General features: G+C 34.4%; 23 protein-coding genes, 1 pseudogene and 1 other annotated feature. Of the genes and pseudogenes, 20 read left to right on the top strand and 4 right to left on the bottom strand.

Annotated elements, in window-relative coordinates; genetic code table 11:
• Positions 1 to 760 precede the first annotated feature (760 nt).
• Entirely contained in the window at positions 761 to 1,360 is a 600-nt protein-coding gene (locus ACFYKX_RS03785) for a TetR/AcrR family transcriptional regulator (protein ID WP_389358197.1), read from the bottom strand.
• A 22-nt stretch (positions 1,361 to 1,382) separates the two neighbouring features.
• Positions 1,383 to 2,687, bottom strand: coding sequence for a phytoene desaturase family protein (locus ACFYKX_RS03780; RefSeq protein ID WP_389358195.1), 1,305 nt, complete (start codon positions 2,685 to 2,687; stop codon positions 1,383 to 1,385).
• 195 nt (positions 2,688 to 2,882) lie between these two features.
• Between ACFYKX_RS03780 and ACFYKX_RS03775 the strand changes: the two genes are divergently transcribed.
• Positions 2,883 to 3,458, top strand: a complete 576-nt coding sequence (locus ACFYKX_RS03775; RefSeq protein WP_389358193.1) for an FAD-dependent monooxygenase — start codon at positions 2,883 to 2,885, stop codon at positions 3,456 to 3,458.
• 191 nt (positions 3,459 to 3,649) lie between these two features.
• On the opposite strand, the gene ACFYKX_RS03770 is transcribed toward ACFYKX_RS03775, so the two are convergent.
• Both ACFYKX_RS03770 and ACFYKX_RS03765 read right to left on the bottom strand, forming a co-directional pair.
• Positions 3,650 to 3,934 carry a hypothetical protein gene (locus tag ACFYKX_RS03770; protein ID WP_389358192.1) on the bottom strand — a complete coding sequence of 95 codons (285 nt, stop codon included), beginning with the start codon at positions 3,932 to 3,934 and terminating at the stop codon, positions 3,650 to 3,652.
• Between the two features lie 486 nt (positions 3,935 to 4,420).
• Positions 4,421 to 4,588, bottom strand: coding sequence for a hypothetical protein (locus ACFYKX_RS03765; protein ID WP_389358190.1), 168 nt, complete (start codon positions 4,586 to 4,588; stop codon positions 4,421 to 4,423).
• Between the two features lie 205 nt (positions 4,589 to 4,793).
• Here ACFYKX_RS03765 and ACFYKX_RS03760 point away from each other — a divergent pair, with 205 nt between their 5' ends.
• The 19 genes and pseudogenes from ACFYKX_RS03760 to ACFYKX_RS03670 all read left to right on the top strand — a co-directional run bounded on the left by ACFYKX_RS03760 (position 4,794) and on the right by ACFYKX_RS03670 (position 18,212).
• On the top strand, positions 4,794 to 5,240 hold the full coding sequence (locus tag ACFYKX_RS03760) for a GNAT family N-acetyltransferase (RefSeq protein WP_389358188.1): 447 nt from the start codon (positions 4,794 to 4,796) through the stop codon (positions 5,238 to 5,240).
• 177 nt (positions 5,241 to 5,417) lie between these two features.
• Complete coding sequence (locus ACFYKX_RS03755; protein WP_389358186.1) at positions 5,418 to 5,624, top strand: hypothetical protein; 207 nt, start codon at positions 5,418 to 5,420, stop codon at positions 5,622 to 5,624.
• Between the two features lie 125 nt (positions 5,625 to 5,749).
• Entirely contained in the window at positions 5,750 to 5,929 is a 180-nt protein-coding gene (locus ACFYKX_RS03750) for a hypothetical protein (RefSeq protein ID WP_389358184.1), read from the top strand.
• A gap of 95 nt (positions 5,930 to 6,024) precedes the next feature.
• The gene (locus tag ACFYKX_RS03745) at positions 6,025 to 6,612 is read left to right on the top strand and encodes a histidine phosphatase family protein (RefSeq protein ID WP_389358182.1); all 588 of its coding nucleotides are present in this window, start codon (positions 6,025 to 6,027) and stop codon (positions 6,610 to 6,612) included.
• A gap of 261 nt (positions 6,613 to 6,873) precedes the next feature.
• Positions 6,874 to 7,431 carry a hypothetical protein gene (locus ACFYKX_RS03740; protein WP_389358180.1) on the top strand — a complete coding sequence of 186 codons (558 nt, stop codon included), beginning with the start codon at positions 6,874 to 6,876 and terminating at the stop codon, positions 7,429 to 7,431.
• A 263-nt stretch (positions 7,432 to 7,694) separates the two neighbouring features.
• Positions 7,695 to 8,261, top strand: coding sequence for an ATP-binding protein (locus ACFYKX_RS03735; RefSeq protein ID WP_389358178.1), 567 nt, complete (start codon positions 7,695 to 7,697; stop codon positions 8,259 to 8,261).
• A gap of 68 nt (positions 8,262 to 8,329) precedes the next feature.
• Positions 8,330 to 8,856, top strand: a pseudogene (locus ACFYKX_RS03730) (helicase).
• Positions 8,857 to 8,963: 107 nt separating this feature from the next.
• Positions 8,964 to 9,551, top strand: a complete 588-nt coding sequence (locus ACFYKX_RS03725) for a hypothetical protein (RefSeq protein ID WP_389358176.1) — start codon at positions 8,964 to 8,966, stop codon at positions 9,549 to 9,551.
• A 149-nt stretch (positions 9,552 to 9,700) separates the two neighbouring features.
• Positions 9,701 to 10,147, top strand: a complete 447-nt coding sequence (locus ACFYKX_RS03720; protein ID WP_389358174.1) for an HIT family protein — start codon at positions 9,701 to 9,703, stop codon at positions 10,145 to 10,147.
• An 80-nt stretch (positions 10,148 to 10,227) separates the two neighbouring features.
• Positions 10,228 to 10,674, top strand: a complete 447-nt coding sequence (locus tag ACFYKX_RS03715) for an NUDIX domain-containing protein (RefSeq protein WP_389358172.1) — start codon at positions 10,228 to 10,230, stop codon at positions 10,672 to 10,674.
• Between the two features lie 133 nt (positions 10,675 to 10,807).
• On the top strand, positions 10,808 to 11,227 hold the full coding sequence (locus ACFYKX_RS03710; RefSeq protein ID WP_389358170.1) for an RDD family protein: 420 nt from the start codon (positions 10,808 to 10,810) through the stop codon (positions 11,225 to 11,227).
• Between the two features lie 52 nt (positions 11,228 to 11,279).
• Entirely contained in the window at positions 11,280 to 11,639 is a 360-nt protein-coding gene (locus ACFYKX_RS03705; protein ID WP_389358168.1) for a DUF4181 domain-containing protein, read from the top strand.
• A gap of 343 nt (positions 11,640 to 11,982) precedes the next feature.
• The gene (locus ACFYKX_RS03700; RefSeq protein ID WP_389358166.1) at positions 11,983 to 12,528 is read left to right on the top strand and encodes an RNA polymerase sigma factor; all 546 of its coding nucleotides are present in this window, start codon (positions 11,983 to 11,985) and stop codon (positions 12,526 to 12,528) included.
• Positions 12,500 to 13,963: a GerMN domain-containing protein gene (locus ACFYKX_RS03695; protein WP_389358164.1), complete on the top strand. Its 1,464-nt coding sequence runs from the start codon at positions 12,500 to 12,502 to the stop codon at positions 13,961 to 13,963. Before ACFYKX_RS03700 ends, ACFYKX_RS03695 begins: the two co-directional genes overlap by 29 nt.
• A 192-nt stretch (positions 13,964 to 14,155) precedes the next feature.
• Positions 14,156 to 14,965 (top strand): nucleotidyltransferase domain-containing protein, encoded by an 810-nt coding sequence (locus ACFYKX_RS03690; RefSeq protein ID WP_389358162.1) that lies wholly within the window; start codon positions 14,156 to 14,158, stop codon positions 14,963 to 14,965.
• Positions 14,966 to 15,088: 123 nt separating this feature from the next.
• Positions 15,089 to 15,316: a binding site (T-box leader), on the top strand.
• A gap of 54 nt (positions 15,317 to 15,370) precedes the next feature.
• Positions 15,371 to 15,826, top strand: a complete 456-nt coding sequence (locus ACFYKX_RS03685) for an HIT family protein (protein WP_389358160.1) — start codon at positions 15,371 to 15,373, stop codon at positions 15,824 to 15,826.
• Positions 15,819 to 16,631 (top strand): protein phosphatase 2C domain-containing protein, encoded by an 813-nt coding sequence (locus ACFYKX_RS03680; RefSeq protein WP_389358158.1) that lies wholly within the window; start codon positions 15,819 to 15,821, stop codon positions 16,629 to 16,631. Before ACFYKX_RS03685 ends, ACFYKX_RS03680 begins: the two co-directional genes overlap by 8 nt.
• Before the next feature lie 40 nt (positions 16,632 to 16,671).
• Positions 16,672 to 17,589, top strand: a complete 918-nt coding sequence (locus ACFYKX_RS03675) for an alpha/beta hydrolase (RefSeq protein ID WP_389358156.1) — start codon at positions 16,672 to 16,674, stop codon at positions 17,587 to 17,589.
• A gap of 41 nt (positions 17,590 to 17,630) precedes the next feature.
• Positions 17,631 to 18,212 carry a histidine phosphatase family protein gene (locus ACFYKX_RS03670; RefSeq protein ID WP_389358154.1) on the top strand — a complete coding sequence of 194 codons (582 nt, stop codon included), beginning with the start codon at positions 17,631 to 17,633 and terminating at the stop codon, positions 18,210 to 18,212.
• The last annotated feature ends 116 nt before the right edge of the window (positions 18,213 to 18,328 follow it).

The raw sequence follows: 18,328 nt of genomic DNA, 5'->3' as shown, positions 1-18,328 counted from the left end.
GCATTTCTTCAATAAGGAGAAGTCCTTTATATATGATTCTACAATAGAGCAGGTTTTTTGAAGAGAGGGAAGTGATTTTTATTGAACGTTATAATAAGAATAATATTAAGTGTAATGGTATGGTATGTATGTTTCTTATAGCAATGGTTGACTACTACATCGAAGGAGGATTCCTAAAGTACCTCCTAATAGGTCTGGTTGTAGCTGCAATTTCATTATTTAACCAAAAGCAAAATCTCAAGTTAAAGACAAATAAGTTAGTAAAGGGACGGGGACCATACATAGATAGGCAGGAGTAGATGAACTTGTTCATGTTTGCAGAAGTATTACGTACAATTTCTTACGTAATCCTTATAGTTAGTTCCGCTTTCTATTTAAGGCATTTGGAAAAAACTAAAAAGCCAAATAAACTCTCAACCTTTGAATTTACCATGTACATTATCATTCAGATTGCTTATATTTTATTTTCAATTAGTTTATTGATTTTTGTATTTGTTAAGTGACTATGGTTTTAGTAATTTATGAATTTTATACTAAGGGAAGCGTTTCTGGGTAAAAGCAGAAACGCTTATCTTATGATTGTAGCAGTTATATGAAATAAGCAACTGTGATTATTTGCTGTGGAGTAGACCCACATTGTGCAACAAATATCTTCAGTTACTGGTGAATTTGTGAAAGGGATGTACTTAAGCTAACGGTGCAGTTTAGTGAAAATACCTTTTTTCTCGTTTTTTTGGTCGGAAAAAAACAATGGAATTCTTTATTTTTGAAATAAAACCCGATCTACAATATCCTGTACTGTCCGGATACGCATTTCAAGAAACTCCTTTTCATCCAAATGGCTACTATAAAATTTATTTAAGGCATTTCGATGGGAATAGAAGAAGTAACAAGAACCTAAAAGGGAAACCAAATAATCGACTGGCTCATCAATGACTCTAATTTCTCCTTTTGTAACTCCCTCAAAGTATAGTGCCATAACCATTTGAAAATAGAGGTTTTGTTCGTATAAATTGTCAAAAAGGTTATTGCTGTTATTAACAGCTTGATCCAATATTTTTACAAAAATCGGGTTATGATGAATAAACGTTGTGAAGTGTCTTATTAAAAGTAACATTTTTTCTCTAACTGTTAAAGAAGAGGGTATTTCTAATTCTGTAGGGGCTGATTTTTTGAACAAATAGTTAATTGTAGATACATAAAGCTCTTCTTTGCTTTTAAAATGATAATAAATTAGAGCCTTATTTACGCCTGCTTCAATTGCAATCCGATCCACTCTGGCCCCTTCATAACCCTTACTAGCAAATTCAACTAATGCTGTCTCCAAAATCTTTTCTTTACCGGGTATTGCCTCTGTCATTTGTACTGATCTTCCTTTTTAACTAAACATTACTAACATGCTTAATTGAATTTTTTATATCAATCTTCTCTGAAACTTGCCAAGCACTCTCATATGCTGGCAATCCTAAGCCTCCACGGCCAGACGTAGAATCTCCTACAAAATAGAGAGATTCCACATTCTTACTTTCAAATGGAAGGAGTTTATTACCAGTATGTCTTGCAATTCCGTTCACCATAGCCCTATTTATTATCCTTGCTCCAACTGTGTGCTGTCTCCATCCTGTATAGACGCTATCAAGAATTCTTTCTACTGATTTTTTGGACTGCTCTGCATGGCAATCGTCTTGCTGATCCTGTTTACTTAAAAACTTTAAACAAGATAGGAGCTGCCCGCTATTTGTAACCGATGAAGGAACATTTAAGGAGTAATCATTAATATATACGTTTTCCTCCAGATCCAAGATGTTTGTTATATCTTTTCTTAAAGGCTTAGATAGCATTAAATCATAAACATATACAAACTGTGGTCTCTGGTTAAAGTAAGGGCTAAGTTCATCTATTAAAGGATCATATTTAACTATATTCTCTATAGCTTTAGGAGGCAAGTTCAATACAACATTATCTGCATATAAGTTTTGTTCCTTTGTTTCAACCCCAACCACTTTTCCATCTTGAATAATAAGCGCTTCAACTTTACATCCCAATTGAATTTCTCCACCGTTTGCGATAATATGTGTTCTTAACTTATCCAATAATTCATCATATGCTGCATAAGCAAGTGGTTCGTTGTTTGAATATTCACAGTTTGCTAGTTCGACGAAAGCGTTCATAGAATAACAATCCAATGCTCCATCATAGACGGATAGAGCTGCATATGCCTTGATTACCTTTGCTATAGATTCATCTTTTATGTTTTCGTTTATCCAATCCTCAACTGTTACATTAGGATCGAACGTAGGCTTTGCTTTCACCATTTGGATGAATTTTTTTATAAACACAAAATGATTCATCATCCCATGAATGGCGGGTGATGTTAGAATTCCAGATCCTAAAGGGGTAGAGATTAATTTATTTTCCTTATAAAGCTTAAATTTAGATAGACTTGCTTTATGATAGGTTAAATTTATGTTTAACTCTTTGAAGATACTTTTTACGGGGTGTGCTTTTGGTGCCAAGATGGCATGAGCTCCATAGCTTAATGTAAAACCATCCTTTTTTAAGACGTGAGACCTGCCACCTAAAATTGGTGATCGTTCAACTACTGTGACTTGATATCCTCTTCCTGCCAATAAACCAGCAGTAAATAACCCGCCTAAACCTGCTCCAACAACAATTACCTTTTTCATAACATCACCCCGTGGAATAATTTGTTAATTTTAATTTAGACTAACTAGTTAGTTAAGTCAATAACTAATATTTATAAAATGAAATAACCTGGATTTTTATTACAGTTTTGTTAGACAATCTGTTAAAAGGGGGGGGAGTTAGTTAAGGAGAATTATTTTGAAATCATAGTCTTAACTTAGCTTAGATACTGTTCGTTGTTTCCTAATCATGACTTACGCTTTTGTAGTTATGAAGCTTGGAGAGGGGTCTCTTCTTATACAAATCAATATACGAAATCTGGTTTCACGTTTGAATCTTGGGATAATGGGGTGCGGTTTGCATTCATTCCTATTTCAGATTCCCTAGTTTATTGGTATGGGACAAGGAATACATCGGAAAATCTGAAAGAAAGTCAGATATTCAAAGAACAATTGATCAATTCGTTTAAAGGATTTATCCAACCGGTTCCAACCTTAATTGAAGGGACAAAAGAGAAGGATATCTCTAGAAAATTGATCTATGATTTTAAGCCATTACAGAATTGGTCAAAAGGAAGAGTAGTGCTAATCGGCGATGCAGCACACGCTACGACACCTAATTTAGGACTGGGAGCATGTATGGCAGTAGAGGACGCGGAGGTACTAGCAAAATGTTTAGAACAAGGAAAAGATCTTTTTGTTGCAGTAAAGGCATTTGAAGAGAGCCGTAAGGATAGAGCTAAGCTCATTGTGAATAGTTCATGGATGTATGGAAAGATTGCACAACTGGATAACGGCCTTCTTGTATGGTGAGAAATACGATAGTTAAGATTGGCCCGTCTATATACAAGAATAATAATTTTAATAAGATAGTGGGCCACAAGGTTTAAATGAGAGGATTAAGGTAATTTTAGCTGCGTAGTATAGGATGAAATGCAACCTTTTAAGACGATAAAGACCTACACAATACTTGCATATTATATAAATGAAGGGACAATATGTAATTATTTCTTACCTTTTCGTTCTAAAATTATGGGTGCTATATTTAGTAAAATCGAAACAATTGTCAAAAACCATAATGCCCTTTCCATACCAGGTACTACATCTGCTAAAGCTGCCCAATCTTCTACTTTTACCCAGCGAGATACAAGACTGTATTCTGCACAAAGTGTTAATGCTGTATATGATAATCCCATCGCCATAGCAAGCTTATAATCCTTTCCTGCTGCATACATATAAAGATTTATAAAAGTTACTACTATAGCAATAACCCCTAATATTACCCACATAATTATACCTCCATAGATTTTTTTATGTAATGATCCTTTAGGTTAGTCTTATTTCACAGTACTTTTTTGATTTCTTATTGAATAGTTCTTATCGGTATTTTAGGAAATAGCCTTCACAAACTCTATATTTAATTTAACATAAAATTACAGTTAACTGATGATTCTTTTAAAATCACTATGGCAAATGACACGGAATTAAATAGGATTAGCCCGTTGACAACAGCTATTGTCATTATGTTATTTAAGGTGCGGTTTCGTATGTGAATCCAAGTGTTTATACCCAATAAGTTTTGAAATGTATAAGGAAAAAGCAACAGACCAAATCATATGCGATTTGGCCCTGGTACTTAGTATGCTCTTTCATATGTTTCTCTACAGAAACGGACCGTTTAGAACTAATTCAGCTAAATCAAATTTAAAAGCAAGTAAATTTTAATAATATTTGAACATACATCATTATGTATAATAGTTTGTTATTATTACTCTCTAACTAAAGAAATCTTTTAAATAGGTTCCGACACCATATCCAGCTGAATACATGCTATTACTAAGCTGAACAGTCAACTCTATTAAAGTTGTCATTCCAAGCGTTAAAACATTTACCGTTACTAATATTGTTATTACTTTCAATAGCGATTGAATATTACGGTTCATATGAACACCCCAATTAATAATAATATAGAGCTCATTAATATCATACCGGTATTAACCAGAAGAGGCAATATTTGAAAAACGTAGACTTAAAGTTAAATTGTGAACCTTCCCTATTTGAGTACATCTTTTTCCTGGTTGACTAACTGGTGAGTCTTATCAGAATATGAATGTAGTAATTCTTAATTATTACGTTAGGAGGGATTAAATGAGCATAGATTATTTTATTTTCAATTCTATGCCTGAAAGTGACGTCTTAAATGAAATTTTGGAAATACATAAAGGTATTTTTGGTACTTCAGATGATTTAATTAATAAAATGGCGAGTAAATCTCAATTGTTAGTTGTTGTTGCAATGAATGGTCCAAAAGTAATTGGATATAAGATGGGCTATGAACTTAACAATACTAGATTCTATAGTTGGCTAGGCGCTGTGGATGTTAATTATAGAAAACGTGGTATTGCTTCAGGGTTAATGGAAAAACAACATCAATATCTAAAGAAACATGGCTATAGTGTTGTTCAAACAAAAACAATGAATAAATGGCGTAATATGTTAGTCTTGAATATTAAAAATGGATTTGATGTCATTAATACTTATACGGATGAAAAAGGATTACATAAAATCGTACTTGAAAAGAAATTACTCAACTAACGGTTAAGTTTATATGAATAAATATCAGAGTATTAACAAGCTATGAGAGATGAATTGGTAGAGTTATTTTTTAACAAAGTACAGGTTTTTTCAAAAAGGAAAATCATTGCTATCGAGAGAGTTTAGTAGATTTGGTAAGGGTTTGTTTTGAAAGATAAGATCCAAGGAGTGCTAATAATGGAGCAAACAGAAATAAAGAAAAGAGAACGATTAACATTAGTAGGAGTAATTGGAGGCGGAACTGCGGGATGGTCAGTAAACACAGGGCTAAATCTTTTCACTGAAACGGATATGACTAATTTTTACGGAATATCCATATTATTAGGAGTTATTATTGGATTATTGTGGGATATAGCTGATAAGCTAAATCAAGACAAATCGTAGGATATATTAAAGAAGTATATTTATAGAAATTTAGCTTTAACTATGGAGGTGAATGCTAACGTGTTCGCCTTGCTTCAAAAAAGGGACAGTAGAATTCAGTAGTCTGATTGTGGGGGGGAAGTAAAGTGAAAACTTATGTTGTATTGTTTGTAATTGTAGCTTTCATGCACACGATTACTCTTGTTAATATCACTATATTCAGTGGTGAATGGAACGGAATAGTACTAACAATCTCAAGCATTTTGTTTCTAATCGCTGTTTTTTATTTTTCTACAGAAAATAGAGCTAGCAGAAATCGAAAGTAACTTTAATTGACTAGAAGTTAAAACGGTTGTGTTTTTTCTCTAATTTAGCAATAGAAGTCGATAATTAAGTTGAATATAGAAGGTAAGGTGGGAACATGGTAACAATTGGACTAATTCGACACGGACTAACGGAATGGAATTCTTTAGGTAAGGCACAAGGAGTATCTGATATTCCTTTAAACGAGATGGGCAGAAAGCAAGCGTCGGATATGGGAGAGAGACTCTCTCGAGAAGAAAAATGGGATATGATGGTTACAAGTGATTTATCAAGGGCAATTGAGACGGCAAAAATTATTGGTAGTATAATAGATTTACCTATTAGCCAGATGGATAAAAGAGTTCGAGAGATAAATTGTGGGCTGATTGAAGGAACCACAGAGGAAGAAAGAGTGAAACAGTGGGGAAGTAATTGGCGTAATTTAGAACTTGGAATGGAAAAGTTTGAAGACGTTTCTCTTAGAGGAAAAGATTTTTTAGAAGAGATAGCTAGTACATATAATGGGAAAAGAATATTAGTAATTAGCCACGGTGCTTTAATTGGATTAACTTTACAACATTTATTTCCACAAAAATTCCAAAGGACATATATCGATAACACATCTATTACTATTTTAAATAAGACAGAAGGAGAATGGGACTGTATTTTGTATAACTGCACAAAACATTTAAAATATATTTATTAAGCAGGGGGACTATCCTAGGAACTGGATAAAAAAGGAAGGGTGGAAGCCATTAAAAGAAGAAACCCGACACCGACCATCAGGCTGGAATATAAGAAGAGGTACTTGATCATCATTGGGATGGTCTATTTTTTTGCAGACAAATAAGTTAAATGATTTTTAACTAGGTATTAATCAGCCTGGATAATTGAATGGGGTTAAACAAATATCAGATTGAAACGTTTTCAAAGTGCAATTCGTCTTATTATTTGAGGGGGGAATAATGTGAAGTATTTCTATTTTGGAACCTTGATCGCAGTTCTCCTATTATCTTTAATAGGGTGTCAGCAAAATGTAGCACAATCAAACAACCAATCTTCGAATGGTGCTGTAGAAGGTTTCGTTGAACCAGAACCATCAGATTGGGTGGAATATACAAAGCCTGTAAGAGAGTATATGTATTATAGGACTCAAGCAGTGTTAGAGAATAATGCACATATTCTCTGGGATCAATATCCTCTATTAAAGGAGAATATTGATCGTGAAAAAGGATTGAATGTAGAAAAATTTGAGATTGAATCGTTAAATTCAGGCTTTGAGTTGCTGGATGCTAACTTTAATATTGAAGGTTATGAGCGAATTAAAGTAAAAACAATTAATAATAGTGAGGCAATCGTTTTAGTTCATGGAAGTATTGTATATTTGAGAAATGATTTTGAAGAATCTGGAGGAGAATATTTAATAAAGCTTTTTCTAAAACAGGAAGGTAACCAATGGACTGTAGTGAAAACGGATGAATACACACTACCTGAGTACAAAGAATGGTTAAAAGAAAAGCAATAATAGAATGACTTTATGAGGAAAGCTAACATACACTGTTGGCTTTTTAATTGTTAAAAAAAATAGATTTTCTGTTTATTTAAAATTTGTGCGTTCAACATTCCACTCTCCCCACCATTCTAGACGAAATTATTTTCTTGGGAATGATACAAAAATGTTTAAGCGAACGCAAAAAGTTGTTCTAGCAGGATTACGACTCTTTTTATAGAAGTTATTATGCTAACGAAGAAATTGAGCTACTTTGAAGAACGTTGTTAGGGGGAATTATGAAAAGGTTAGTGATTATGACCGTTGGTAAAACACATAGTGGAAAGACCACATTTGCAAGAGCTTTAGAACAAGAGTTGAATCACTCTTTTGTGATGGATCAAGATAACCAGGCTGAATTCATAAACACTTTCTATCATCAATTACAGCCTAAACAAGGACCCAATACTCTTAAGCACGCTGTATCTCGGCTAATTGTTGAGTACGCCATTGATCATACTGATTTCCATATGATTGTCTGCAATTCCAATCGAAACCGTAAAAGTCGATTAAATCTACTTGAAGGGCTGTTTAATCAAAATCAGTTTGTTCGTATTCTGGTTCATTTTGATATTCCAGATGACATTCTTAAGGAGAGAGTTACTCAAAGCCAGCGTAGTACCAACATATTTAGGGGGGCTTATTCTAATTTTGAGGAAGTGCTTTTGAGGCAACAAGCTGAAGATCTATTAGAAGATGTTTCGGAGCCAGAAGAGGGGGAAGCGGACTATTTATTTGTCATTAAAGATGAAAGGGAAGTTGATTTTGTCATCAAAGAAATTGTAGATATTTCCAAGTGTTTATAGGATGATTAATCCCTCGGAGAGTGCGGTATAAATGGGAGTGCTCATCTTTACTTAGGAGTGACCTTAACATGTCAATATACCCTGATTGTCCATATATTACTAGAACAGTAGAGGTCGGCGGACTTACGAAATCGCAGCTTATTAATAAATTGAAACAATACGACATATCCATAAATAGTTTGGAGATAGACTGCTGGCTGATGATTCATTTACGACTTCTGATCATAAAATGATATTAAGGACCGTCGAACTAACCGTTATAGACCTTGGTTTTCCCGAGGGTGCTACAACGTCTGAAATTTTTAAAAGAGCGAGCAAACTTGGGTTGGATTTGTGCCCGCTTGAGCTAGGTCCATATCTAAGACTAGCGTACCGAGACCAGCCAGAAGGTTATTCTGGGGCTACCTCAAAGCAAAATCAAGCACCATCAGGTTCCATCACAATCGCATCAAAGATAATTAATGAAGATGATGATTTTCCGAAAGGATTTTACATAAGAAAAATAAATGGCGTGTTATGGCTGCGTGGATATATTGCTGACCATTTGCACGTTTGGAAGCCTGAAGATCGCTTTATTTTTGTTAAGATTGGTTAACTACAAGCTTAAGAGACGGAAAAGTGAAACTTGGTAAAAGGATAGTAGAAGAAAATCTTGCTAGTCGTATAAAACGTGGGCGTTATTTAAAGAATTGAGGTGTGAACATGAAAGGATTTTTACTGTGGTTATGTATCCTTGGATTATTTTTCATGACAGCTTGTACTCAAACTAAAGATACGATAAGCGAGAATGAAAGGGAACTTAACGAGAAAGTTCAGAAGTTAACTCAAAGCTTAAATGAGAAAGGAAACGAAATAAAACAATTAGCTCAGAGTAAAGAGGAATTAAATCAAAAGATTGATAGCTTTATTCTAGAAAAAGAGAACTTTCCCGTTATAAGCAATATATCAAGGGAATTTGTTCAGGCACATACAGCTGGAGATAAAGAAAAATTGAGAGAATTATTGTCAGAGGATGTAAATCTTTTAGAAAAAGACAGCAAGTTGTATGTCAGAATAAGTGGAAACGACTATGAATGGCTTTTATTTGATCCTCACATTGATAGTACATATGATGACTGGGTAATACAAGGTTATCAATATGATCCCGCAACAGACACATATAGTGTTTTTATTCGTGAATTTTTTTCTGATATAAATGGTGAATCTGTAAGTCCTCCTACTTTTCTTGGTTTAACATTTAAATATCAAGAGAATCAGTGGAAAATTATAAGCCTGGGATTTGATGTTTAATTTGGTTTTGATGTAAAGGTGATTTTATCAAGATTTAAGTTGAGGAATGCTAGTTTTACAATGTTACAACTTTTGTATTTTTCAGCTAGAAGGCCGGAATCTTCAATTAAACAGTAAACTCAGTCGTATCTTATGGGGGAGGTTTGCAGATGGTAAAAGATTGTATGTTTTGTGATTTAACCCTAGAGCCAAATCAAAGAATCATATTAAGTAATGAGCATTGTATGTTTTTGCAGCTGGAGCAGGCTAATACAAAGGGAATTCCGCTTGAAGGTGCGGGGCTTATCGTACCTAAAACCCATAGAGAGACTGCTTTTGATTTGACTCGTGAAGAATGGGATGCTACCTACACTCTTCTTAAAGAAGTAAAAAAATATTTGGATGAAAAGTACCAACCAAAAGGTTATAACCTTGGTTGGAATTGCGGTGAAGTTGGTGGGCAACATATTATGCACTCGCATTTTCATGTAATACCAAGGTATGAGGATGAGGCTTTAGCTGGGAAAGGTATTCGTTATATGTTTAAAGGGAATGAGAACAACAGAAGTTCTAACGTGGTTTTAAAAGAACACTGCTATTTGTTCTACGGGTGCTAATCTAAGAGAGGTTGGCAACCGTTGTTTTTGAAGCGAAGTGTCACGTTACTCCACGAAGAATAGAAAGAGAAGTGGTAATAATGATGAGGAAAGCTGTCGGTGCAATTGTCTTTCAAGCTAACCAGTTTTTACTTATAAATAAAACAAAAATAAATACAAATGAAGGAAAAGAAGATATTGAAGGAGAATGGGACTTTATTAAAGGTGGAGTAGAACAAAGAGATCGCTCTTTAATAGATTCGTTATTACGGGAATTAAAAGAAGAAACCGGTTCTTCAGAATATAAGATAATAAAGCAATTAGATGAAAAAATATGCTTTGACTTTCCGGATGAAATCAAAAAGAAAATCGGTTATGAAAGACAAGAAACTACCATGTTTCTTGTGGAATTTTTGGGTGACGTTAACAACCTTGCTCCAATCGATAATGAAATAAGTGCTATTCGTTTTGAGGTGAAAGAAAAGGTATTAGACATGCTCACTCATTCAGATTCAAGAGATTATTTTATCAATATTTTAAGAGTCTAACGGCTAGCGATACTGTAAGAAAGAGATGGCTCTTTTTAGAGCTAACGAAGCAAGAAGTATCATAATATGTGATAGATGTTGAATCTTTATGGTTCAGTGGTGAAGATATACAAAGGAGAAAGGGGGAGGGAATGTGGAGAACAATAATATTGCTGGAACTGGCATAAGGTTTTTAGCAAGTTTTTTAGACGCGCTTATTTTTGGTGTTGTTTTTGGCCTAATATTCTATGCCACTACAGGAGATTACTCAGTTACTTGGACACAAGAAACAACAGGACAGTTAATTTATTATTTCTACCTTACTATTACACCAGTATTATGGGGCGGTTATATTATAGGAAAGCGCATCTGTAGAATTAAAGTAAAACGAATAGATGATGGAAATGTAAGGTTATCTAATATGATTTTAAGAGAGGTTATTGGTAATTATCTCTTAGGAACTGTCACATTTGGAATATCAATATTAATCAGCATCTTTATGATTATGTTCCGTAAAGACAAAAGAGGGATTCACGATTTTATAGGGGGTACTCATGTAGTTTATAGCTCTTAGTAATTTTTTGACTAACTAACATAGTAAATTCACTGTACAAATGGAGAGAGTTATGACCAATAATACACAGATTCTAGGTTTGCTAGTTATATTTATCATATATCTTATTTTGTCAGAGTTGTATTTAAAAAGAATTTTAAACATTAGAGAAGTCAAAAAGGGTTTATTTATAAAAGGAAGAAGAAAAATTTTTGTTTCCATAGAAATCATACTTATGATTTTATTCGTTTATGTTATAGCTAGCGGCATTGTTATATTTGCAATATTTTTATTCTTTGCATTACTATATTTCCTTCGAGGAATTGAGGAGTGGCTTGAGAAGAAAAGTCAAAAAGGACACTATCACGATTGGTTAGGCTCAATAATTTTCTTAGTAATGTTTTTATTTATGTTAATTGGAGAATTTTATTAGAACAAGAACGATTCTTTGGTAAAGGGTCGCTCTTTTTTTTTTTTGGGAAGCAGTTTAGTTTAAGGATCACTTACGTCCTTTTTCTTCTTTATACTTCCAAAGATCATCCTTTATTTGATTAACCTTAATTATTTTTAAACATGTTTTAACTTACTTCTACCTTCAAGGAAGAGCAAATCTGCATAAGCACCCCTTGGAACTGTAAAGAGGATTATCACTAAAATACGAAGAAATACACTAAATATTAAATCAGTAAAAATTTCTACCATTATAATGAACTTATTTTAGAATAATTGAAACAAAATGAACGGAAACCCGACTTGTTAATGAAGGGGGGATTTAAATGAGTAGTGGATTGGATATAGAAAGTTTATATATAGAATTTCATTTAGATATTTATCATTTTTCTTTATATTTTTCCAGTAATAAACAAGATGCAGAAGATATAACACAGGAAACATTTATAAAAGCAATACGAAATAGTCATATGCTTAAGGATCATACTCGTGCAAAATATTGGTTACTTTCAATAGCTCGGCATACGGCAATTGATCATTTGCGAAAAAAAAAGTTTAAATCTACATTGCCTGAATTGCTAGATAAAATGACAAAAATTGAACGAAGAGATTCCTTGGATGAGCATCTTCTTGTCAAGGAGCAATGGGAGGAAATTCAAACTGCACTGTTTAGAATTAAGCCACATTATCGAAGTTTACTTATTTTACGGGGAATTCAGGAAATGACAATCAGGGAGACAGCCGAAATATTGGAGTGTTCGGAACTGAAGGTACGAGTAGACTTTTATCGTGCCGTAAAGGTTTTGAAAAAGGAACTGCAGGTAGTGGAAGGAGTGAATATAGATGAAAAAGGCAGAAAACTTAACTCATGAGGCTAAACAGCTGCTTCAACCAATTAAAGGAAGACCAGACTTAATACCAAGTCAAGATTTTGTAAATGAATTACATGATCGAATCATGTTGGAAGGAACAAAGAAGAAACCAAGAAAAAGGGTATTTCCCTTGTTTGCAGCTACAGCTGTCATTCTTATCCTGCCGTTAATCATTTTATCTACTCTGTTTGAACAAGAAAAATCAGAAGCATTTGTGATTGAGGAAACCTCACATATTCAATTGGTAGATACAATCGAATATGGAGATGGAGATGGAGAAATTGGTCAATATACGGCACAAGGCATGAACCCAGTTAGTAGTTTTGATATTGAAAATGGAACCTTATATCTTTTAGATGAAGCGAGTTTTAAGGTAGTGATTAGGGGACGTGATGGAAATTCGACATCATTTCCTATCCAGAATAAGCAAAATATGGTTGGTGTCCTTGAAGATATACTGGTCACACAAGATGAGGATATTTATATCTTAAACTCAGGGGAAAAGGTTGTGTATGAATACAAAGTCAATGGCGATCTCACAAATATCTATGATTTTTCACAACTCGATTTATTTTTCCCAGACTCATTATATGAATTCGAAAATAATGAAATGGTTGTTAGTCAAAATCAAGAGAAATTTGCTAGCCTAAAAACATTAAGTTTCATAAAGGACGATGATCTGCCTTTTCAACTTAAGGGAATGAATCGCAAGGAAAGTAGGTTATTACTTAATGATGGAGGAAAGCTTACAGAGCTTTCTTTGTTTTCAGATTTAGGACTAGGCAAAGTTGCTTTACAAGAGGTGGCGGATGAACAAATAATTTATATGCAGACCGTTACTCCTGCTGTTAACACTCCGATCTCAGAGACACATGTATTTGGTATTAATAAGGAGGGGAATAAGCTCGGAGGTGTACTTATTCCAGAGGAAAACTTTATTGAAAAACCTCAAAGAATGGAGAACTATATTAAAACAGATCGCAATGAAATCTATCTTCTTATTCCTGAAAGAAAGCAAGTAGTGTTATACGAAGTAACCTTGGGACAAGAGTATGAAAGCTTTATAGAGGAACAGGCAGAAAAAGTCAATGTTGGGTTTGATTATAAAACCTTTGGAAAGCCGTTTCCCGAATTAGAGGAGGAAATTAACAAGCTTTTTAAAAATGGCGAAATCCAATTTGGTAATGAAGATTCATTAAATGGAGTAGCAATCGATGAAAATGGAACAGTTGTTATAGATTTTAAAGAATTTTTGGTGGGAAGTCCTGCAAGTGCTGAAGCACAATCCTTATTCAAGGCACTTCAAACAGCAACTTTTGATAAGTTCCCCGAAATACAACAAATATATTTTCAGTTTGATGGAAGCTTTAGCTCATGGGTCCATTGGTTAGAAAGTATTGAAGAACCTTGGAAAAGACAAGATTCACAATATTGAAGGAGAGAAAAAAACAATTAATGAGTAATTTCATAGCAAAGTAACAAGGTTGTTAAACTAAAGGAATGCTTTTCTTCAAAAGGGAGGATGGCTCTTTAGTTCTTAAGGTAAGAGTAAACCAATAAGAAATAAGTTTGTACACGATATCATAAAGATATAATTAGGGAAATACTGGATCAAAAGAAAAGGGTGATGGGTATAGGGAATCTAAATGCAGGTTATGGTCTTGATGCTAATGGTTTTATTGTAAGCGATGTTAGTAAAGATAAAATTGATGATGTCTACATGCCTTGCATCCAAGAATCAGTCGAGTGTCTTAAAAAGTTATTCCATCATCAATTGTATAGTGTCTATGTGTACGGAAGTGTAGCCAGAGGAGAAGCGATTGCAAAAAAATCTGATTTAGACCTTATAGCTATGTTCAATACGAATCTGAGTTCCTTTAAGTTGGCTGAATTAAATAAGCTTTCTAAAGAACTGTCTCAAAAGTATCGTTCTCTAGTTCGTGATGTAGGTATAGCTGTAGCATATTATGACTATACGGTTGACCCCTCAAATTATTACGAAAATGCATTTCTTAAGGAACTCTGTGTTTGTGTGTATGGAGAGGACTTAGCAGAACGATTTGGTCCGTATAAACTTACATCAGAGATAGCCATCCGTTTTAACGGTGATATTAATGAGGCATATAATCGGACGTTAAAAAGGTTAGAGTCATCTTCTAAGGAAGAATTTAAAACATTTACACAAGGATTCGCACGTAAACTCATTCGAACCTATTATTCAATGGTAATGGTTCGTTCTCAGATTTGGACGACACGAATTTACGAGCAGTCTGAAGTCTTTATTCACCACTTCCCTGAAAAACAATCTATTATGCGTACTTTGCTAGATTGGATAGATGAACCCCCGTCGGATCGTGATGCTGTGTATGAATTGTTTAAGAGTGAAGGTGAATGGGCTAGTGAAAACTTTTTGAGTGAAGCTAAAATTCCTTATTAAACTTTCGGCGGCGATTATTCGAATATCAAATGCTCTTAAGTGCTAACGGAGAAAGTAAGTTTAATAGAAAGTATTGACTGAATGTTTCGTTCTATTGTATCATTGGTTAAAATTTCCTATAGTTAAAACACGGTGATTAGGAGTATTAAGGAACCTTTATTGTTTAGAGAGCTGCCGGTTGCTGAAAAGGTGGTCAATAAATTCCCCAACTCGCCTATGAGTGGCTAGACTGATATGTAGGTCTAGACGGTTAACTTCCGTAATGAAGTAATTGAGAAGGTTTGTTCAAGCTTATTTTAGACGGACCAAGAAGAGTGGTACCACGTTAGGGTTAATCCTGTCGTCTCTTTATGAGATGATAGGATTTTTTACTTTTAGCTATTAACCTACAAAGGAGAATTTACTATGGAGGAGAATTGTTTTATTTGTAAAAAACATAATGGCACGATCCAAACGTCTGGAGTCACTATCTATGAAGACGATTATGTTTATGTTGGACATATTGATCATAACGGAAAACCTAATTATTTAGGGCATCTTATGATTGACTTGAAGCGACATGTACCTACTCTTGCAGAAATGAATCCTGAAGAAGCAAAAGCGTTTGGAGTTATTATGGCGAGATTAAGTAGAGCCTTAAAAGAGAGTGAGAAAGCTGAGCATGTTTATGCTCTTGTATCTGGTAATTCGGTTCCTCATCTTCATATGCATTTAGTAGCTCGCTACCCCAATACTCCTGAGCAATATTGGGGGCCATTTGCAGTCTATGACTCTCCAAATGCAAGGATGGGCGGTAACAATGAAGTTATCGATTTATGCAATAGAATAAGAGATTACTTAGAGACTAACCCGTATGAGTAAAGTGGTCAAGGATCAGGAGTATTGTTGGGTAGGGAGCCAAGAACATTTCGTTGATGAAATTAGTATCCAAGAGGTAAGTCATGTAGTAGTGGGGCGTTTTGGTGGCAACTCTTCTGCTGGCCAATATAAAAATGAAGACGGATGTATCGTTTGGGTGAATGAGGACGTAAATTATGAGTTTGTTGTACTTTTAGATGCACACCAAACAGCTGAAAGTGCAGAATTAATAGTGTCTACTATTGAATCTCTTAAAGAAGATGTAAAAAGCATATTAACCTCTTCACCTCGAAATTCATTTGATAGTCTATACAAGCTACTATTGGCCATTTTTGAAAGTAACCCTTTTAAAGAGGCTTGTAAAAATGTTCAAGGAGAAACAGCATTTTTGTGTGTAGTAAGAAAGGATAAATTTCTTTGGTGGTTTTCAGTTGGAGACTGTATTCTTTACCTAAACCATCCCGAGCTGTCAGACTTAAATGAGTATCAACAAAATCATCGTAGTTTTTACGAGTGGATTGGTAAGGTTAATACTTTTGAGTTGGAAGTTCCTTGTTTCAGTACAGGTACCAAGGAACTTAGACAGGGGAGAAATCACATTTTTGTAACGACGGATGGACTAGTAGAATGCCCTAACGTAAATTTTGTAAATCCGAATCAGATATTTGATCGGTTTCAGGAGTTAACTAATGAGGAAAGTGTACTTACTTTGTTGAATGAAATTAAGGGTCATCATGTACGAGATAGCACGACTATTTTATCTTGGTTTGTTGATATTGATAGTGCGGGAAGTCAACCAAGTAAGTGAGGTTCCTTTATGAGATCTTTATTAGTAGTAGGAGGAAAGCATGATTATACCTACAATCGTTAGAAACACTCTAGGCGTTATTGGTTTTCCCTTTACGTTTTGGAACTTAGCTATGGACAAGAAAAATAAGGTGAAGCCACCTGGGCAAATTATTCAAACGAAATACTCTGAGGTTCATGCCATTGTGACAGGTGAAGGCCCTGTAACGGTTATATTAGAAGCAGGTTTTAGTTCAATTTCAATAGATTGGTGCTATGTCCAGCCTGAAATTTCAAAGGTAGCACGTATTGTATCTTATGACAGAGGGAGTTATGGGTGGAGTAGAACGAAGCGGAAATCTTTGACTTCATTAGATAGTGTTGAAGAACTAAAAGAAATATTAAACCATCTAAATATTAAACCACCTTATGTACTGGTTGGTCACTCCTTTGGTGGTCTCTCCATGAGATTGTTTGCTAGTATGTATCCAGATGAGGTCTTAGGGTTAGTTTTAGAGGATGCTGCTCATGAAAATCAATATATTCTATCTCAAGAAAATAGCAAACGTATAAAAAAGTTTAGAAGGCTCGTAACCTTTGGTTATGTAACTTCAATGGTAGGTATCCCTAGAATTCTTAAACAGAAGATTGGTAGAAAGTTTCTAGCAAAAGAATATGATGATTCTTTAAAATACATCGGCTACACCCTAGGTGCATATAAGTCTGCATACCGGGAGTATATGGATTCGGTAATCTCAGCTAATCAATTATTAAATGCCAAGCCTCTACCAAAGGATTTACCTGTAATCGTTATTAGTGCGAAAAAACAACCTGAAGAGTGGATAAGAAATCAACTACTTTTAACAACATTGACTAACAACACCCTACATATTGAAGCAGATACAGGACATTCTGTACATCTTGAAGATCCTAAAATTGTTATAGATTGTATTTTAAAGTTGATAAACAAAAACAAATAAATTGAAAGTTTATTTGAGGATTGTAGCCTGAGGAGGGTCTTATGTACACCTACATTTACTTTGTGAGACACGGAGAATCACCAAAAGAAGGTGATGAAAGAACAAGGAAATTAACGGAAAAAGGGATATTAGATGCACAACGAATAACATCTATATTAATAAATGAAGAAGTTGATACTGTTGTATCAAGCCCTTACTTACGAGCGATTCAAACAGTTGAAAAGGTAGCTCAACATATTGGAAAAGAAGTCTTAGTTATGGAGGACTTAAAAGAAAGGATTTTCACTTCCAAAAACCATCGGATTTCTGACAAGGAGTTGATCCCACTTTTAGAAAGATCCTTTTCAGAACCAAACTACGCTTTAGACGGTGGGGAATCAAATGCTGATTGTCAAAAGAGAGCGATAAGAAGTATAAAAGAGCTATTAGAGAACTACCGAGGTAAGAGAATTGCTATAGGTACTCATGGAGCTGTTATGACTTTAGCAATGCAACATTTTGATAGCCGTTATGACTTGAATTTTTTGCATAGCACATCAAAACCAGATATTTATAGAATGAAATTTAAAGAGAATTCTTTAGTGGAGATTAAAAGATTATGGGGTAATGTAGTTTATCAATAATTTTACTTCTAGTGGGTACTTAGCAATAAGCTGCGACTGATCTTTTTTAATTTGTTCGTCATCTGGATGTGGATAAGGAAAATTATGGTATCTGTTGAAGGATTAAAGGTACTAAC

The organism is Cytobacillus spartinae (genome assembly GCF_042865285.1).
Taxonomy (GTDB): domain Bacteria; phylum Bacillota; class Bacilli; order Bacillales; family Cytobacillaceae; genus Robertmurraya_A; species Robertmurraya_A spartinae.
The sequence above is the reverse complement of the archived record's forward strand: the minus strand, read 5'-3'. Positions and strand labels throughout refer to the sequence as shown.

What these genes read in the sequence shown, in the direction of transcription:
- ACFYKX_RS03785 (WP_389358197.1), bottom strand. Translation starts at nt 1,360, where the DNA reads ATGACAGAGGCAATACCCGGTAAAGAAAAGATTTTGGAGACAGCATTA.
- ACFYKX_RS03780 (WP_389358195.1), bottom strand. Translation starts at nt 2,687, where the DNA reads ATGAAAAAGGTAATTGTTGTTGGAGCAGGTTTAGGCGGGTTATTTACT.
- ACFYKX_RS03770 (WP_389358192.1), bottom strand. Translation starts at nt 3,934, where the DNA reads ATGTGGGTAATATTAGGGGTTATTGCTATAGTAGTAACTTTTATAAAT.
- ACFYKX_RS03765 (WP_389358190.1), bottom strand. Translation starts at nt 4,588, where the DNA reads ATGAACCGTAATATTCAATCGCTATTGAAAGTAATAACAATATTAGTA.
- ACFYKX_RS03760 (WP_389358188.1), top strand. Translation starts at nt 4,794, where the DNA reads ATGAGCATAGATTATTTTATTTTCAATTCTATGCCTGAAAGTGACGTC.
- ACFYKX_RS03755 (WP_389358186.1), top strand. Translation starts at nt 5,418, where the DNA reads ATGGAGCAAACAGAAATAAAGAAAAGAGAACGATTAACATTAGTAGGA.
- ACFYKX_RS03745 (WP_389358182.1), top strand. Translation starts at nt 6,025, where the DNA reads ATGGTAACAATTGGACTAATTCGACACGGACTAACGGAATGGAATTCT.
- ACFYKX_RS03735 (WP_389358178.1), top strand. Translation starts at nt 7,695, where the DNA reads ATGAAAAGGTTAGTGATTATGACCGTTGGTAAAACACATAGTGGAAAG.
- ACFYKX_RS03725 (WP_389358176.1), top strand. Translation starts at nt 8,964, where the DNA reads ATGAAAGGATTTTTACTGTGGTTATGTATCCTTGGATTATTTTTCATG.
- ACFYKX_RS03720 (WP_389358174.1), top strand. Translation starts at nt 9,701, where the DNA reads ATGGTAAAAGATTGTATGTTTTGTGATTTAACCCTAGAGCCAAATCAA.
- ACFYKX_RS03715 (WP_389358172.1), top strand. Translation starts at nt 10,228, where the DNA reads ATGATGAGGAAAGCTGTCGGTGCAATTGTCTTTCAAGCTAACCAGTTT.
- ACFYKX_RS03705 (WP_389358168.1), top strand. Translation starts at nt 11,280, where the DNA reads ATGACCAATAATACACAGATTCTAGGTTTGCTAGTTATATTTATCATA.
- ACFYKX_RS03700 (WP_389358166.1), top strand. Translation starts at nt 11,983, where the DNA reads ATGAGTAGTGGATTGGATATAGAAAGTTTATATATAGAATTTCATTTA.
- ACFYKX_RS03695 (WP_389358164.1), top strand. Translation starts at nt 12,500, where the DNA reads ATGAAAAAGGCAGAAAACTTAACTCATGAGGCTAAACAGCTGCTTCAA.
- ACFYKX_RS03690 (WP_389358162.1), top strand. Translation starts at nt 14,156, where the DNA reads ATGGGTATAGGGAATCTAAATGCAGGTTATGGTCTTGATGCTAATGGT.
- ACFYKX_RS03685 (WP_389358160.1), top strand. Translation starts at nt 15,371, where the DNA reads ATGGAGGAGAATTGTTTTATTTGTAAAAAACATAATGGCACGATCCAA.
- ACFYKX_RS03680 (WP_389358158.1), top strand. Translation starts at nt 15,819, where the DNA reads ATGAGTAAAGTGGTCAAGGATCAGGAGTATTGTTGGGTAGGGAGCCAA.
- ACFYKX_RS03675 (WP_389358156.1), top strand. Translation starts at nt 16,672, where the DNA reads ATGATTATACCTACAATCGTTAGAAACACTCTAGGCGTTATTGGTTTT.
- ACFYKX_RS03670 (WP_389358154.1), top strand. Translation starts at nt 17,631, where the DNA reads ATGTACACCTACATTTACTTTGTGAGACACGGAGAATCACCAAAAGAA.